This window comes from Paenibacillus sp. lzh-N1 (genome assembly GCF_002872435.1).
Classification (GTDB): domain Bacteria; phylum Bacillota; class Bacilli; order Paenibacillales; family Paenibacillaceae; genus Paenibacillus; species Paenibacillus polymyxa_C.
Genome location: NZ_CP025696.1, coordinates 2,907,145 through 2,922,551 on the forward strand (window position 1 = coordinate 2,907,145; position 15,407 = coordinate 2,922,551).

Below are 15,407 nucleotides of genomic sequence, written 5' to 3' on the forward strand. Positions count from 1 at the left end.
GATAACAGGACAACCAGAGATGAACAAAGGGAGGTGCAGATTTTGCTGGATACATCTGCGTCATCGTTTATCCTGCTGCCGGCCTTTGCCAAAATTGTATGCGAGCCGGGCTGGAAATGGCAGGTACGCGAGAAGCCGATGCCAAACTATGATTTATTTTATGTATGGAGCGGAGAAGGGACGGTTGTATTAAATGGGGAAGCCTATCCGGTGAGTAAGGGCAGCTGCTTTCTGTTCAAACCGGGAGACGATACCCGTGCCACACATAATCCGCAAAAGCCGCTCATACTTACTTATATTCATTTTGCTCTCACCGAACAACCCAAGCAAATACCAGCCTGCTACCGTATGCTGGAGGAAACGTTCGAGGTGGAGCATATGCTGGCCAGATATGTCCGTCTGCGTCTGGAGCGTGCCTATGGGGCTGATGAGGAGGGCAGGCTGATCCTAAAGCAACTGATGATTCATTTGCTGCGTGCAGACCGGAAGGAACCGCAGGAGCAACAGGCCAGTAACCAGCTCACCGAGGTCATTCGAGAAACGGCTAACTACGTGCGGCAGCATCCGGGACTTCCTCATCGAGTCGAGGATTTGGCAGCACGTGCAGGGCTGTCACCGCGTTATTTTTCGATAAAATTCAAGGAGCTGCTAGGTATTTCTGTGCAATCTCATATTATCAGCATGCGGATTGAGCGCGCGCAGCACCTACTGCTACATGCCGGAATGAATGTGACTGAGGTGGCGGAGGCTTTGGGATACCGCGACATCTTTTTCTTCAGCCGCCAATTCAAGCAGTATACAGGAAAAAGTCCGTCTGAGATTCGATAAGGCTATTAACGCATGACGAATATAAAGGATAAATCAAAAAGGACCGGAGCAGTTACGCCGGGTCCTTTTTGATATGAGCCATTTGAATCATTCGATCCGAATGCTCAAATGTGCAGCTATTTTTTTGTTACAATCCTTCATTTATGCTTTAGAATCGTGTCGAAAGCTACCAAGACGTTGTCCCATTTTCACCACATCCCCCAGCTTCAATGCGGGGTCTGGCTCAAATGTGCCGTTTTCAGTCAGCAAAACGACGGTTGAGCCAAATTCGAAATAGGCGAGATCGTCACCTTTTGTCCATGAGACCGCTTTTTCATCCGTATATTTGATGCTGCTCACATTCATTGCGCCAACCTTGACGACCGCCACCTCACCATATTCGTGGGCCATGTACGTAATCTGTCGTTCATTGCGACTAAGAACTCCCCTCATATGCTGCAAGCCGAAGTCATTCACTGGGTATACCTTGCCGCGCAGATGCTCCTTTTCTACCAGTGTACCGGATACCGGTGCATGAATGCGATGGTAATCTGTCGGGCTAAGATACAGCACAAAAGCATAGCCGTGTGTGTATTTCTCAAGACGCGGAGAGCGGTTTAGAAGCTCTTCCAGCGTATAGTCTTGCCCCTTGACGTTCAAAAGAGTACCAGACGTAATTGGGCCGGTAAAAGTAATCCGTGCATCCACCGGACTGGTCATCACCTCGGCGTTCGTATCAATCGGGCGCATGCCCGCTTTTAATTTGCGTGTAAAATAGGCGTTCAGGGAGCGATATTCTTTCCAATCCTGTTCCGCCTCATGCGTCTGGATCTGGTACGTACGTATAAAGGTGGGGATAAAAAGTCGGCTTGCACCGCTTTGCGCGAAGGAGCCCACAATCCGGCACACCCACTTGCGCGATGATAGCTCCGTCATAAGCCGCAGCCACTGTTTTGCCATTACAGATCCCCCTTGTTCATTTCCGAGCCGTCTTGGCCGGAACCTGTCCGGCCGCTCTGAACTATATTGACACAGAATGTGACGTAAATCAATACAGGGGACGGCCTGGTGAACGTTCAGTGCCTGACGAAGACATTCGTTCGAGAAGCCAACGTGCGTAAGCCATTGGCTGAGCGTACGTTTCTTTCCAGACATTACTCATGCCTGCCTGGCTAAAGCCATAGCGCTGATCACGACCATTGCATTCGATAAAAACAATCTTGCCTTCATGGGTAATTCCCAGATCCAGTCCGACATCGGCCAGACGGGGCAGGTGTTGTGCCAATCGATGGACGATTTGCAATGAGAGTCTCTCTAGCTCATTCATCAGCCGGGCTATGTTTGAGTTTTGAACTGTCTCTGTTCGTGATAACACCTCTGGTAGGGAACAAGCCGTACCGCCTTGGGCTACATTCGAGACGAAAGTGTGGGATGGAGCAATTTTGGCAAACATGCCTGTCACCCCCCAGATTCCGCCATACCCACGCTGAACGGTCACACGGATATCGAATGGACGATTGTCGCACAAAGCAAGCGGAATGGTTTGCTGTACGATATGAGGCACATGCATCAGTCGCTTATGCAGAAATAAAGGGAGCTCTCCGACCTTCAACCGTAGGGTGGACCAACGTTCAGATATCGTTGGATGAGCACATTGCAATGTCCAGCTTCCGCTGGAATGCCTCAACCGCATAATTCCTCTACCTATGCTACTGCTACTGGGTTTAATTACAACATCCCCGGTTTGCTCCATCAAGGTACGGATGGAAGACAGGTTGCCTTGCAATGTTTTGGGAAGGTGGGGATGTAGCAGAGGATCTTCCTGTAGAATTGCATGTATATGGTCTTTGCCGAAACGGTTTTGTTCATTAAAAATATAGAATCCCTTGTGTACCAGCCTGTTGATATCGCGGGCATTTTCATTTTGCCGATAGAGAGTCCGATTGTGGATGACTGGCGGCAACGGAAGAGTCATCTGCCGATACTCGTTGCCGTTTTTAACAAAAGCCCGGCATGTTCCGGTCGACATATGAATATCTTCCAGACGAAGAAAGCAAGGGATTAGCTCGTAGCTTAACCCGGCTTCCTCGTAATTGGCGATAGATTCATAACGCGTCCTCATGACGGGAATGCCCCGGTAAGTTGCCGGGTTGAGCATGACGCCGACATGCAACATGAGTATGTCCGCCCTCCTTATCGTCAATCCAACTGACCATATTGTGATTCTAGTCCATCATATGTATCAAAGATCGGCCAGGCATGGACGCTAGCCTTGCGATATGCCCAAAGTAATAAGCCAAGCACCTTTCAGAGCAAGAAACGATATGATACAAGATGAGTGTTGAAGGGTGAGGGAATAAGGTAAGGAAAGTAGGTGAGGTGATGCAGAGGCTGAAGGTAGCAGTCATTACACCGGGATCTTTTGTTATACCTTCGCCCCGCAGCAGTTCTGTGGAGCGGGTAATTGCTCGTATGGTACCGCTGGCTAGCCATAAGCTTCAGGCACAGATCTATGGCATAAGAGGAGCAGAAACACCGGATCACGGCGATGTTGACGGAATTCCTTGTATGCGCTATACGCGGGGGGCAGGTTATATTCCCGAGGTAATCGCTGATTTGAAGAGATGGTTACCTGCGGTAATAGATGTACACAACCGCCCCACAGTTGCGTATGCCATTCGCGAGGCTTTGCCCGATAGCAAAATTGTGCTGACTTTGCATTCCACCACGTTCATCCGGGAGCCTCACCTCAAACGGAAGGACATGGGTAGGCTGCTGTTGTCGATGGATCGTATTATTGTGAACAGTGCGTATTTGGGGGCAATCGTGGCCTCTGACAGTCCCGATGCGGTCAGAGAACGCATCGTCATCAACAAGCTGGGTATTCATCCTGGCGATTTCCTGCCACGGTGGACTCCTGCAGCAGAAGCGATCAGGTCGGCACGATTGGACGATTTCGGCTGGTCAGGCCGCCGAATCGTGTTATATGCAGGCAGACTGATGCCAGGAAAGGGAGTTCATCGGCTGCTAAAGGCCCTGCAGCGTATCGTCCATACCTGTCCAGACGTGCTGCTGCTCATAGCAGGGAGTGCCTATTACGGTCACGACCGCCTCACGCCGTACACCGCAGCATTGCATCGGCAGATCCGTAAACTAAGGTTGGCGAGGCATGTGCACTTCCTCGGCTATGTGCCGCATCCGGCATTGGCCTCGTTATATCAGTTAGCCGATGTAGCCGTTGTTCCTTCTATTGAAGCTGAAGCCTTCGGGCTGGTCAATCTGGAAGCCATGGCGGCAGGAGTACCTGTGGTAGCATCACGAATCGGTGGTATTCCGGAGGTTATACAACACGGCAAGACAGGCTGGCTTGTTTATCCGTCACGCGGCGAGCAGGAAATGGCCGACGCCATCACCAGGTTGCTCCAGCAGCACGACTTACGGCGACAAATGGGAGAAGCCGGGCTGGACGAGGTACGGAGGCGATTTTTATGGCAGCACTCCGCCCAACGCTGGGCTCAATTTATAACAGACTGCGCAACTGAGTGACGTGGTCGCGGTTACGTGCATAGGCTATCTCATAGGCATTAGGCCATGATTCCCACCTGGGTGAATGAAGCGGAGCGACCGCTGGTTCACTCCTGTGTCAAAGGAGCGGTCATCATGAACCATCGCACGAACCATAGCCCTAAGGATAAAAAAATAGCACGGCGTAACCTTTCCAATACAGTCCCCTCTCCCCGTGTAAACAAGGAAAAAACGGCTTCGCCTGCTGGCAGTCCCAGACCCACTCAGCGTGGAACGGCAAGGGTACCTGTTCCCGTAGAGAAGGATACCCCGGTGCAAGCTATAGAGGAAGCAGCATGGAAAAAGCATAAGCTTCCCAAAACGCTGGAGGAAGCGATGCAGATGAATCGAGCATCTGTGCTGCTGCTGTCTGTGCCTGACTCAGATACCGAATACGGAACGGATCACGACATGGCGTCTATGAAGACGGAAGGTCAGACCGAGCAAGACTCGTTATTGGATTGCTCTATAACCAGTATTCATATTGCGGAAGGAAGACAGCGTTCAAAGCAGCGAATGCGCTTGCCAGAGCAAGATACCCATCTAGTTTCTCAGACTGAAAAAGAATTAGGTCGGAATGCCATTCATGTTGGCTCAGTGACCGATGACGGGACTACTGACAGTGAAGTGACTTTACCTCAATTTGGCAGCACTTCTTTTTATCTTTCTGCACAAGAAGTTACAAGCAAAGTGAACGTTGTGTTTGATAAGCCTTTTATAGACACGCAATATGCAATCACCGCCAATGCGAGCGTACCGGGAGTGATAGTGTCCGTCACACAACGACAGAGGCATTCGGCAGTGCTTACAGTGGAACGCAGACAACCGGGTCAGATATGTGAGGGATGGATTCTCTGGATTGCGATGGGGACATCATAGATAATAAATATACACAGCTTTTGTTTATGGTAATGTTAGAACAACCTCAGACACTGAAACAGGAATGAAAAAACGCCATTCTTTCCTATGATTATAAGGAAAGAATGGCGTTTTTTTACTTTTTTTTAATCGGCAGAGCATAATAGCCAAAAGCTAAATCGAGCGAAGGTAAAGGAGCTAATGCATGACATAAAAAAGAGCTTAGTACAGCTTGTTTTATAGTCATGACCTACAAATATGACACTTTGACACTACCGTATGTGACAGATAACAAGTTAGATTCGAAGGGCAATTCATAACGTATTAGCAAATAAAATAAAGAGTAGGAGAGAATCAAATGACGAAAGAATCAGCTCGCAAAAGGTTGCAAGATTTCTACTTTTTGTTGTTTACCTTCGGATCGGGACTGTTTTATTTTTGCTTCTATTTGGTCAGCATTACATTTGCGTTGGGGATGGCGGTTATCTTCGTGGGTATTCCCTTGTTGGCGTGTGTGTTGCGAACAACTCACACGTTTGTCCAATTTGAACGCATTCAGACGAAGGTTTATACGGATATATCGATAGAGCCAATCCTGACAAGGACAAACAGTGGAAGGGATAAATGGATGAAAGCGAGAGAAGCCATTCTTAATAGTAGCAATTGGAGGGCGGTTTTTTGGCTTATGCAGAAATTTTTTATTGGGGTGATCAGCCTTATATGTGCCGTTATACTGTACATAGCTCCGATCGTATTTATCGTTACACCGATACTTTTTCAACATCTTGATATATACTTATGGGGATTCGCTGTAGATTCATGGGAAAAGGCTATATGTGTCATGCTCGCTGGGTGTATTCTCGTCTGGATCAATACTCGCATTGGAAACAGCTTAGTTCAAATAGTCGGAATGTACACGCATTCCATGTTTAAAGCTATTAAGAGGTGATAATTTGTTTACAACCTGGAAACAATGGCTCTGGTATGACTGGTTATTGCTTTGTATACGTTTTGTCATCTGGTTTTCATTGATGATAACTACTATCCAACACCAAGACCATTTAACTGTGCCCCTTTGGATCATCGTTCTTTGGGAAATTGCCGCATTTTCAATACCTTGGATTTGTTTAATGTTCAGTTATCGCTACTATCTGCTTACTGAGATGGTTTTGTTTGGCGGAGTGTGCTTTTACTTAACCTTATTATTTCCGGCGGCATATCTTGCATTTTTAATGCCAACTTTCATGATCGCGGCAAATAGTGCTCATAAATCATTCCGTTGGTCGAGTTCTATCACGGTTGTTTTGTTTCCATTGCTCGTTGCAATATTTTCCCCAGGAACAGATCTATGGGCGATTATCCCACAAATCGGTCTGGCTTTTGCGATAGGATTTTCCTTCCACTTACTAGTTTCTAATTACCGCCAAAATGAAATTATACGCAATCAGAAGCTTGTGCTGGAACAGTACCTATCTCAGATTGAGCAGATTACTTTGTTAGAGGAGCGCGACAGACTTTCCAAAGATTTGCATGATACGATGGGGCATTCCTATACCTCTATCATTATGGGGTTGGAAATATTGCGTACGGAATTAGCAACAAAAGATGGAGAGCAGAAAATCGACTCATTATTGCAATTAGCCCGTAACAGTATGGAGGAAGTGAGAGCCTATTTGCATCAAATAGATTCACCACAAGAATCGCTTCCCTTGACTGTTACTTTGCAACAATTAGCAGAGGAGTTCCAGAAACATGCAAAAGTAAATGTACGCACTCGAATAATAGGGGAAGAGTACATAGTCTCCAAACAAGCAAAAATGACGCTTTATCGGTGCTTGCAGGAATCGCTGACTAATGCTGTGCGCCACGGACAATCCACCGAAATCATTGTGTCACTGCATTTTGAGCCGCAACAGACGAGATTGGATGTACAGGATAATGGTGACGGAGTGGAGGAGTGGAAGGATGGCTTCGGATTAACTGCAATGAAAGAACGTGCGACACAGTTACAAGGGAGAGTCACTGTATACTCCGAAAAGGGCGAAGGGACGTTCATCTCATGTGTGTTACCCAGACTGATACAATTGTCCGATGAACGAATCCGCTTGTGTATCGTCGATGATCATTCGTTTATCCGAGACAGTCTCCATACCATCTTGGACGGACAGGAGGACTTACAGGTAGTGGGGGTGGCTGAAGATGGAGAACAAGCAGTGGAATTGTGCAGAAGCCTGAATCCAGATTTGATATTAATGGATTTGGAGATGCCCAATCAGGATGGGATTCGTGCGACCAAAATAATCAAGGAAACATGGCCTAACATTCGCGTCCTCATCCTGTCAACGTTTCAGGATACAGAGAGGGCGAAGGAAATCATGCGAAGCGGTGCTGACGGATATTTGCTGAAATCCATAGAGTCGCGTGAACTGGCTGAAACGATTCGCCTCGTCTATCGGGGAGGCACGGTAATTAACCAAGATTTGTTCCATAAAATGTGGGACGGAAATGATGAAGAAGAGTCAGTCGGACCGAGGTCAGATGGAGAAGAGTATGGCTTAACGAAACGCGAACTAGAGGTTTTGAATCTTTTATCTCAAGGAAACCGTTATAAAACAATTTCTGAGAAACTTTACTTATCCAACGGCACCGTAAGAAATTACGCTTCCACTCTCTATGACAAGCTGGGAGTCAATAATCGAGAAGAAGCCGTGCAAAAAGCAAGAGATACAGGGTTACTTTTGTAAGAGAAAAGGGCGCCCCTTTGAGGGGGCGCCATAAATAAGGGGGGAAGGGATGCAGACTTGTACACTGCACCCCTATTTTCGTCCATGGTATGGCCAAGTAACAGTTGCACAACGGCAAAGGTTCAATGGACGAAAAGCATGAAGAGGAAAGTGTATATGATTTAGTTTACGCCTACAGCGTCAAAAGACTTGGCAGCTGCAGTTGCTTCTGCTGAGTCTGCCCCGTACAGATCTTTTGCAGCCTGAATCACAGCAGCACGTGCGTTGGAGAAGTCAGAGGAAGAAGTCAGGTAGTTCGTAAAGGCACTGTAGTAAATTTGCACCGCTGCATCGCGGCCAATTCCATTTACAGTTACGCCATGGAAATTACCGCCTTGTGCTAACAAGTAGTAAGCTTTATTGATAATACCGCTGTTGGTATGAACACCGCCGTTATCCGAGCTGCCTCTGTACAGATCTGAATAGTGATCTGGTTGATCGTACAGGGTAGGATCGGACATTGAGCGAAGGGCATCGCCTGCAATGTTTGGCGTATAAATATCATCGCCTACAAGCCAGTTTTTGCGCTGAATGTCATTACCGATAACGTCTGAGAAAGCTTCATTCAATGCGCCGGACTCTCCGTAATATTCCAAATTCGAAGTATACTCTGTGACACCATGCGTAAGTTCATGTCCTACTACATCGGGGTCCCCGCTGAAGGCGATAAATGTGCTACCGTCTCCATCTCCATAAGTCATTTGGGAGCCGTTCCAGAAGGCATTGTTGTAGCGGCTACCGTAATGGACCGTCGAACGAAGTTGCAGACCGCGTCCGTCAATGCTGTTGCGTCCAAATTTGGCTTTATAGTAATCATAGGTTTTAGCAGCATACGCATGGGCGTCCACACCAGCTGGATCATTCCATACATTATCGGCATCTGTCAAAATGGTACCTGGGATGCTTTGACGGTTGGAGGCCGTGTAAGTCACGATTCCGTTACCGCGTGTTGTATCTTTTAACTGGTAGCTACTGCCGGAAGCGGTAGTAGTGAACGATTTGGAATCACCAAGCACACCTTTACCTGTGCCTGTCGCTTCATTAATGATGTCATACTGGAATACGATGCTGCCGTCATTGGCATCAATAATGTAGCGGGTACGCAGTGGGGCAGGTTCTAAAACATTAACTTCTGTTACATAAACCAGCAGCAGGTCATCCCCTTTAGGGTAGTAGTAGAGTTCTGCTTTAGGATCTACTTCAGGTTGCAGATTAGCGATTTTGGCAATGGAACTTTTTTCTGGTTCCACCGCTTCAATTTTGCTATCTTTCAGGACAGATGCCTGATCAAGACTCAGCTCGTCCTTATCAACAGAAAGCGTTTTGTCGTTGTTAGCTGCTTCGGCGTAAGTATCTTTACTTACACTGCTTGGCTCCTCAGCGTCTTTAGAAATAGTATCGTCGGAGGTAGGGAGGGCTTCAATCCGTGCAGCTGCTTCTTTATATGCGGTGTAGACCGCTTCAGAAGCGCTGATTTTTGGAGTTGTACCTTGCGTAGCTTCTGCCTGCTGATCCTCATTAACCACCGCTCCTAAGTAAGAGGTGACCTCACCAGATTTGCCCACATGAATAGTTTGTTCAGCTCCATACACGGGAATTCCGTTTACATACTGCTTCAGTCGATAATGGCTTACACCGGATTTGTCGCTTGTGCGATCAACGATTCGGAATTGTTCACGTACACTGGAGCTATCCACACCCAGCAACGATTTCTTTTGTCGATTTAAATAGCTCCATACAATGTCATCCCCCGATACCGAGGTAGGTGCTTTCCATTGCTCGGCGTGGAAGGTCGGTGTAAGCTGAGCTGGCCCCGAAACGGAACTCTCCGCAGATGCACCAGACGCGACAGACCCTAATAACATAGCTCCTCCAAGAAGCGAAACCCATACTTTTTTCATTAAAATTCACTCTCCTCGATTAATGTCAGGATGAATTATCCTGTTTTGAATAAGGCATTACGCCATTTATGTAGGTCGTGTTGTCGTCTGGGGTAGAAGAATGGAACATGAAGAGAAATACCGAAGTGTTATTCATGAAGCGTGCGTGAAAAGAGGGTACTGCATTTGAAGCAAGTAGCCTAAAAAGGTAACAAACTCCTCCCTTCCTGTCGTATACAAAGATAGTGGAATAAAAGCGGATAATGGAAAAAAGTTGCCTTATGCAAAAAAAACAAAAGTTGATTTTTCGAACTCCCATCATCTGGCTCTGATATTAGCACAGAGAATGACGGACGAGAAGATCTATGTAACAAATTTATCCAAAATGATTCTTTAGACCCTAAAAACTCATTTATTTAATAGGAATAATAAGTTTTGTAAAATAAAGTCGAAAATTGCTGTGTCGAAAAGACTCCACGCTTGCCGTTACACACGGCGTTTGGACCGCATAGGTTATGTTGAACTGTCCTAATCATGCTGTTCATCTATACAGCAGCAAGGGGGGTGAGACGGGAGCATGAAAAAGCGTGGAAGAGCTGGATTCAAGATCAATCGGAGGAGGCATTCCAGGGCTTACTATCATTCTAAGATGTGGCTGCCATTCCGAATGCCGAACATGGATAAGAAGCCGATAACCCCTGATAAGAGCGAGGTTCTCGATACGGAGAGAGGGACACAGATCGGCGGAGCGCGGCCATCTGAACCGCCATCAGTGGGAAAGGTTCTCGTATCTGTCATTATTCCGGCCATGAATGAGCAAAGAACAATCGGAGCTGTGATTCGCGAAGCGCGCCATGTCCATCCACAAACAGAGGTTATCGTTGTTGAGAATGGATCACACGATAGAACGGCGAAGGTAGCTGCGGCGGCGGGGGCTCGTGTACTTTCCTTCCCGGAACCGCTCGGACATGATGTTGGCCGTCGTATTGGAGCGGAGGCAGCATCCGGACAGATCCTGCTTTTTCTGGATGGTGATATCGTCATTCCCTGCGTCAGACTTCGGCCATTTATACAGGCCGTATGTGCAGGAGCGGATGTGGTGCTGAATGATTACCATGGACCTGTGAATCGCACGCCCATACACCCTGTAGTTGAGGCAAAGCATGTATTGAATATCTTGTCGAATCGTGCTGATTTAGGGGGAGCCTCTATGACTGGTATTCCACATGCCATAAGTCAAAAGGCTTTAAAGGAAATAGGTCTAAAGTCCTTGGAAAAACCTCCGCTATTTCAAGTGATGTCCATCGTCTCCGGGTTGCGAGTGGTGACTGTACATGGAATAGCTGTCGGTAGAATGAACGCAACACGTAAAAAACAGAACGGCAAGGACCCGCTGGCAGGTGTAATTGTCCAGGATCACCTGGATGCCATTGCCTGGCTTACATCACGTCTGGGAGCACGTGCGGGATATACGGATTTGGAGCGCAAACGGATCAGAGATGAGGTGAAAACGTGACTAGAGCGTATCGCAGAAGAAAGCGTGAAGACCCGGGCTGGGGGCTAAGACGTGTACAGCGAAAACGAGAAACGACGGCTTCGATGCATAGCCGCCGGGTGAGAAAACCCACCCCTCGGGCGCAAGAAATATCCGAAGTCAATCTGACCGAGGAACGTGAAGCCCCCAGTGATATAGTATTGCAGGGGACTGCAGCAGCCGTGGTCAGCGTCTGTAATGAGGAGGCTACGATTGACCGGGTACTGGGCGAGCTGGAGAAACTTCCGCTTGCGGATATCATTGTCGTATTGAACGGCTGTACGGATGGTACGCGCTCCGCCGTAGCCAAACGTCATCCTGGTGCGACTCTCGTCGACGTACCGGATCGCCTGGGGCATGATGTTGGCCGTGCGATAGGCGCACGTCTGACGCAGGCTGATATTGTGCTGTTCGTGGACGGAGATTTGCCGATCCCAGCGTCTGATTTGCTGCCTTTTCTTCAAGCGGTCGATCAGGGAATGGATGTGGCGCTTAATGATCTGGGCAGACATTTGCCTCCTTATACCCAGCAGGACAGCGTAACACGGTGCAAAGGGTTTCTGAACCGAGTACTGCGCAGGTCGGATCTTGGCGCAAGCTCATTGACCGCTGTACCGCATGCATTATCACGACGTGTGCTGAATCAACTTGGGCCAGCCGTGCTTGCGGTACCGCCGAAGGCCCACGCGATGGCGATTCTGCATGGCATGATCGTGGCAGCAGTATATGCTGTCGATGTGATTAAAACAAATCGCAAGCGGACCTTCAATGTCGGGAAAGGGAACGCTATGGAGCAGTTAATCATCGGCGATCATGCAGAGGCGCTGACGGCAGTGTTTCAGGTAGCCGGGTATTCTCCGCTCGGGCCTGTTCCAACACGGGTAGACGTTGCCAAAGGGAGGAATGCACGATGAGTCTGACGAGCATCATTATTCCGACTTATAATGGCCTTCATTTATTAAAGCCGTGTATCGAGGCGATTCGAACACATACGATAGATGCACCGTATGAAATTATTGTTGTGGACAACGCTTCGAATGACGGGACGGATGATTTTTGTGCATCCGAGCGGCTAATCAGCATACGTCTTCCTGAAAACAGGGGCTTTCCGGCAGCTTGTAATATGGGGCTCCGTCTGGCTTCGGGCGATCAATTCGTCATTTTAAACAATGATGTGACGGTTACACGGGGATGGCTATCGAATATGTTGGCTGCTTTGCACAGTGAAAGCACAGTGGGACTGGTGGGACCGGTGACGAATTACATCAGCGGTATTCAGCAGATTCATGGAATAGAAGGAGATTTCGCCAGCTGTCTGAGGTATGCGGAGCAGAATAATGTAAGCAATCCCTCCAGATGGCAAGAGGTCAAGCGGCTAGTCGGGTTTTGTCTGTTGTTCCGGCGTGAGCTGCTGGAACGGATTGGATGGCTGGATGAACGATTCAGCCCCGGACATTATGAGGATGACGATTATTGTCTGCGTGCACGCGTACATGGCTATAAGCTGCTCATGTGCAACGACTGTTTTGTCTATCACCAGGGAAATGCGAGTTTCTCGCGCTCGGAAACTTCTTGGCTCGAAGAGCTGATCGAGCGGAACTATCGATTATTTATAGAAAAATGGAGCATAGATCCCAGAATGTTCATTGAAACTGGGAACGCTGCGATCCCATGCACTGAACATGCTGTCGAAGGAGGAAGGAAGATATGAAAGGGATTATTCTCGCAGGAGGAACCGGGTCGCGTCTTCATCCGTTGACTACATTACTCAACAAGCATCTGCTTCCAGTCGGCAAGTATCCCATGATCGTATATGGTATCGAAAGGCTACGGCAAGCGGGGATTACCGATATGCTCATTATTATTGGTAAACAATCGGCCGGACTGTACACTGATTTTTTAGGCAGCGGCAGTAATTATGGTGTCCAATTGACATACCGGATTCAAGAAAAAGCGGGCGGCATTGCGGAAGCACTCGAATTGGCAAGAAGCTACATGCAGTCAGAAGAGAAGTTCACTGTTTTGCTAGGTGATAATTTGTTCAAGGAAGACTTGGGACCTGTCATCGAACGCTTCAAACAACAGCCACCGGGGAGCGCCAGGGTCTTGCTGAAAAAGGTGGCAGATGCCCGTCGTTACGGGGTGCCCGTGTTTGATCCCGAGCGCCCGGAGAGTATTACGCGGATTGAAGAAAAGCCGCAGCATCCCCAGTCCAAATATTGCGTTACGGGTATCTATATGTACGATACTGCCGTATTCGATAAGATCCGGGAAATAGCGCCTTCGGCACGTGGTGAGCTTGAGATCACCGATGTTAACAACTGTTATGCTGCTGAAGGCAAGCTGGAATACGATATTTTACGGCGCTACTGGAGTGACGCAGGAACCTTCGATTCCCTTCAGGAAGCTGGAGTGAAAATGAAGGGACTTCTACCTTGATTTCAATGAAACACCATTCAGCCGGGCCAGGCATATAGTATAGGCATAATGCCACCCGGAGGAGTGAACGGCATGAAACGCCTGAGTACGCAAAGGAAACACAGCAAACGGCTCGGAAAGAAGGGCTATTGGTCAGGATATAACAGGGGCCAGGAACAAGGCAGGAAGTTGGGGCAGGCTTCGTTCGGCAAGATTTTTGAAGGCGTAAGTATTATCATTCCGTCCTGTAATCAGCTTCAACAGCTCCGTGCTTGCATTCACTATATTGAGGAGAATACGAGCCATCCTCACGAAATTATTGTGGTAGACTGCGGCTCGACGGACGGGACACCTACCTATTTGCTCCGTAAAAGCATCGCTGTACGCTATGCGCTGTTAACAAAGGATGTTCAGATGATCGGCAGTCTGAATCAGGGACTGATGATGGCAAAAGGTACAACTATTGTCGTACTGGACCCAAACTCGATGGTGACTCCTGGCTGGCTGGACCGGTTGATGAGCTGTTTATACAGCGATTCGCGTATGGGAGTTGTCGGTCCTGTAACGAATGGTCCATTCGGAGAACAGCAGGTTGAGGTTCCTGATATGAATAAAAATGAAGTGCGTCCATTTGCCATGGCCCATAATATTCCCAACCCGGATGCATGGCGAGAGACTGAAAGCCTGGCCGCATTTTGTCTACTACTACGTAGAGAAACTTTGGTAAAGACGGGATACTGGGACGAAGGCTGCCACAGTATTGAGGAAGCCCATGCAGATTGGTTGCTGCGCGTACGCTTGTTGGGGATACGCATGACAATTGCCGGAGATGCGTTTATCCATTTTGTAGAAAGTGATCGGGATACGGTTTATGGTTTTCCTCAAACGACCGAAAGAATCGGTTCAACGGAGGAAGGAAGCCGGAACCGATCCTTTTTTGTCCAAAAGTGGGGGGACGCGGATAAGCTGTTCCACCACCCGGAATTTGGAACAGCAGAGCCAGACGGCCAAGGATTATCAAGTAAGGAAGCACACTTATCAGCAGCAAGCTTTTATCCCGTCGGAGCGCTTGTTCAGGGACCGTCCGGTGCAGTATTTCGGATAGAGCCGGGAAGTAGGCGGCTGCTGCATGAAGCCAGTGCTGCGGGAGGTAAATACGTGCATCCCGTTAGAGTGTCTCAGCTTGATTTATTGGCGCTTCCCTTGGCAGATGAGCCGGAGGCGATGGTGTCCGGCGCCGCTGATGCCCCCCCTGTAGCTGTGGCGCATGAGGAACCCTTGCCTGTGCTGGCGGCTCCTGAGCTGGGAAACATGTCCATGTTGCCCACACTTCATATCCCGGCTCAACGCAAGCGATGGATCGAGTTACTGTATGCTGAAGGTGGGCAACTGTACCAAATCGGCAACGGTTGGAAAAGACCGTTTCTGACCCTCTACGCTGTGATGAGCTGGCGGGCTGAGGACTACCCAATTCAGTTTTTGTCCTCCGAAGAATTGTCGGCATTGACGGAGAAGCAACCTATTATTGCTCCACCAGTGCTACGAGGGCATTTGTGATGATCG

The 15,407-nt window shown here is 48.4% G+C and carries 13 protein-coding genes; 10 read left to right on the forward strand and 3 right to left on the reverse strand.

The annotated features are described in order from the left end of the window. Nucleotides 1-42 precede the first annotated feature (42 nt). Entirely contained in the window at nucleotides 43-828 is a 786-nt protein-coding gene (locus C0638_RS13230; protein ID WP_102163544.1) for a helix-turn-helix domain-containing protein, read from the forward strand. 141 nt (nucleotides 829-969) lie between these two features. Here C0638_RS13230 and asd read toward each other — a convergent pair whose 3' ends face one another. Further along, complete coding sequence (gene asd / locus C0638_RS13235) at nucleotides 970-1,767, reverse strand: archaetidylserine decarboxylase (RefSeq protein WP_013372848.1); 798 nt, start codon at nucleotides 1,765-1,767, stop codon at nucleotides 970-972. Nucleotides 1,768-1,855: 88 nt separating this feature from the next. After that, nucleotides 1,856-2,983, reverse strand: coding sequence for a YheC/YheD family endospore coat-associated protein (locus tag C0638_RS13240; protein ID WP_102163546.1), 1,128 nt, complete (start codon nucleotides 2,981-2,983; stop codon nucleotides 1,856-1,858). 206 nt (nucleotides 2,984-3,189) lie between these two features. Between C0638_RS13240 and C0638_RS13245 the strand changes: the two genes are divergently transcribed. From C0638_RS13245 to C0638_RS13260, 4 genes are all read left to right on the forward strand, one after another. Further along, nucleotides 3,190-4,353, forward strand: coding sequence for a glycosyltransferase family 4 protein (locus tag C0638_RS13245; RefSeq protein WP_102163547.1), 1,164 nt, complete (start codon nucleotides 3,190-3,192; stop codon nucleotides 4,351-4,353). A 114-nt stretch (nucleotides 4,354-4,467) separates the two neighbouring features. Next, nucleotides 4,468-5,250 (forward strand): WIAG-tail domain, encoded by a 783-nt coding sequence (locus C0638_RS13250; RefSeq protein WP_058711994.1) that lies wholly within the window; start codon nucleotides 4,468-4,470, stop codon nucleotides 5,248-5,250. A gap of 337 nt (nucleotides 5,251-5,587) precedes the next feature. Next, a complete protein-coding gene (locus C0638_RS13255) occupies nucleotides 5,588-6,178 on the forward strand; it encodes a sensor domain-containing protein (RefSeq protein ID WP_025675933.1) in 591 nt (196 codons plus the stop codon). A gap of 4 nt (nucleotides 6,179-6,182) precedes the next feature. Then, nucleotides 6,183-7,973 carry a helix-turn-helix transcriptional regulator gene (locus C0638_RS13260; RefSeq protein WP_040102955.1) on the forward strand — a complete coding sequence of 597 codons (1,791 nt, stop codon included), beginning with the start codon at nucleotides 6,183-6,185 and terminating at the stop codon, nucleotides 7,971-7,973. Nucleotides 7,974-8,134: 161 nt separating this feature from the next. On the opposite strand, the gene C0638_RS13265 is transcribed toward C0638_RS13260, so the two are convergent. After that, nucleotides 8,135-9,913, reverse strand: a complete 1,779-nt coding sequence (locus C0638_RS13265; RefSeq protein ID WP_040102956.1) for a M4 family metallopeptidase — start codon at nucleotides 9,911-9,913, stop codon at nucleotides 8,135-8,137. A 556-nt stretch (nucleotides 9,914-10,469) separates the two neighbouring features. On the opposite strand from C0638_RS13265, the gene C0638_RS13270 reads away from it, so the two are divergent. The 5 genes from C0638_RS13270 to C0638_RS13290 all read left to right on the forward strand — a co-directional run bounded on the left by C0638_RS13270 (nucleotide 10,470) and on the right by C0638_RS13290 (nucleotide 15,401). After that, nucleotides 10,470-11,408, forward strand: coding sequence for a glycosyltransferase family 2 protein (locus C0638_RS13270; RefSeq protein WP_016324685.1), 939 nt, complete (start codon nucleotides 10,470-10,472; stop codon nucleotides 11,406-11,408). Continuing rightward, nucleotides 11,405-12,340: a glycosyltransferase family 2 protein gene (locus tag C0638_RS13275; RefSeq protein WP_040102958.1), complete on the forward strand. Its 936-nt coding sequence runs from the start codon at nucleotides 11,405-11,407 to the stop codon at nucleotides 12,338-12,340. Before C0638_RS13270 ends, C0638_RS13275 begins: the two co-directional genes overlap by 4 nt. Next, nucleotides 12,337-13,137, forward strand: coding sequence for a glycosyltransferase family 2 protein (locus C0638_RS13280; protein WP_013372837.1), 801 nt, complete (start codon nucleotides 12,337-12,339; stop codon nucleotides 13,135-13,137). Before C0638_RS13275 ends, C0638_RS13280 begins: the two co-directional genes overlap by 4 nt. Continuing rightward, a complete protein-coding gene (locus tag C0638_RS13285; protein ID WP_013372836.1) occupies nucleotides 13,134-13,865 on the forward strand; it encodes a sugar phosphate nucleotidyltransferase in 732 nt (243 codons plus the stop codon). The genes C0638_RS13280 and C0638_RS13285 overlap by 4 nt, the downstream gene beginning before the upstream one ends. Nucleotides 13,866-13,937: 72 nt before the next feature. After that, on the forward strand, nucleotides 13,938-15,401 hold the full coding sequence (locus tag C0638_RS13290) for a glycosyltransferase family 2 protein (RefSeq protein WP_040102960.1): 1,464 nt from the start codon (nucleotides 13,938-13,940) through the stop codon (nucleotides 15,399-15,401). Nucleotides 15,402-15,407 lie beyond the last annotated feature (6 nt).

Excerpts from the sequence above, each read along its gene's own strand:
- C0638_RS13290 (WP_040102960.1), top strand. The coding sequence starts at position 13,938 with ATGAAACGCCTGAGTACGCAAAGGAAACACAGCAAACGGCTCGGAAAG.
- asd (WP_013372848.1), bottom strand. The coding sequence starts at position 1,767 with ATGGCAAAACAGTGGCTGCGGCTTATGACGGAGCTATCATCGCGCAAG.
- C0638_RS13240 (WP_102163546.1), bottom strand. The coding sequence starts at position 2,983 with ATGTTGCATGTCGGCGTCATGCTCAACCCGGCAACTTACCGGGGCATT.
- C0638_RS13255 (WP_025675933.1), top strand. The coding sequence starts at position 5,588 with ATGACGAAAGAATCAGCTCGCAAAAGGTTGCAAGATTTCTACTTTTTG.
- C0638_RS13245 (WP_102163547.1), top strand. The coding sequence starts at position 3,190 with ATGCAGAGGCTGAAGGTAGCAGTCATTACACCGGGATCTTTTGTTATA.
- C0638_RS13285 (WP_013372836.1), top strand. The coding sequence starts at position 13,134 with ATGAAAGGGATTATTCTCGCAGGAGGAACCGGGTCGCGTCTTCATCCG.
- C0638_RS13250 (WP_058711994.1), top strand. The coding sequence starts at position 4,468 with ATGAACCATCGCACGAACCATAGCCCTAAGGATAAAAAAATAGCACGG.
- C0638_RS13280 (WP_013372837.1), top strand. The coding sequence starts at position 12,337 with ATGAGTCTGACGAGCATCATTATTCCGACTTATAATGGCCTTCATTTA.
- C0638_RS13270 (WP_016324685.1), top strand. The coding sequence starts at position 10,470 with ATGAAAAAGCGTGGAAGAGCTGGATTCAAGATCAATCGGAGGAGGCAT.
- C0638_RS13265 (WP_040102956.1), bottom strand. The coding sequence starts at position 9,913 with ATGAAAAAAGTATGGGTTTCGCTTCTTGGAGGAGCTATGTTATTAGGG.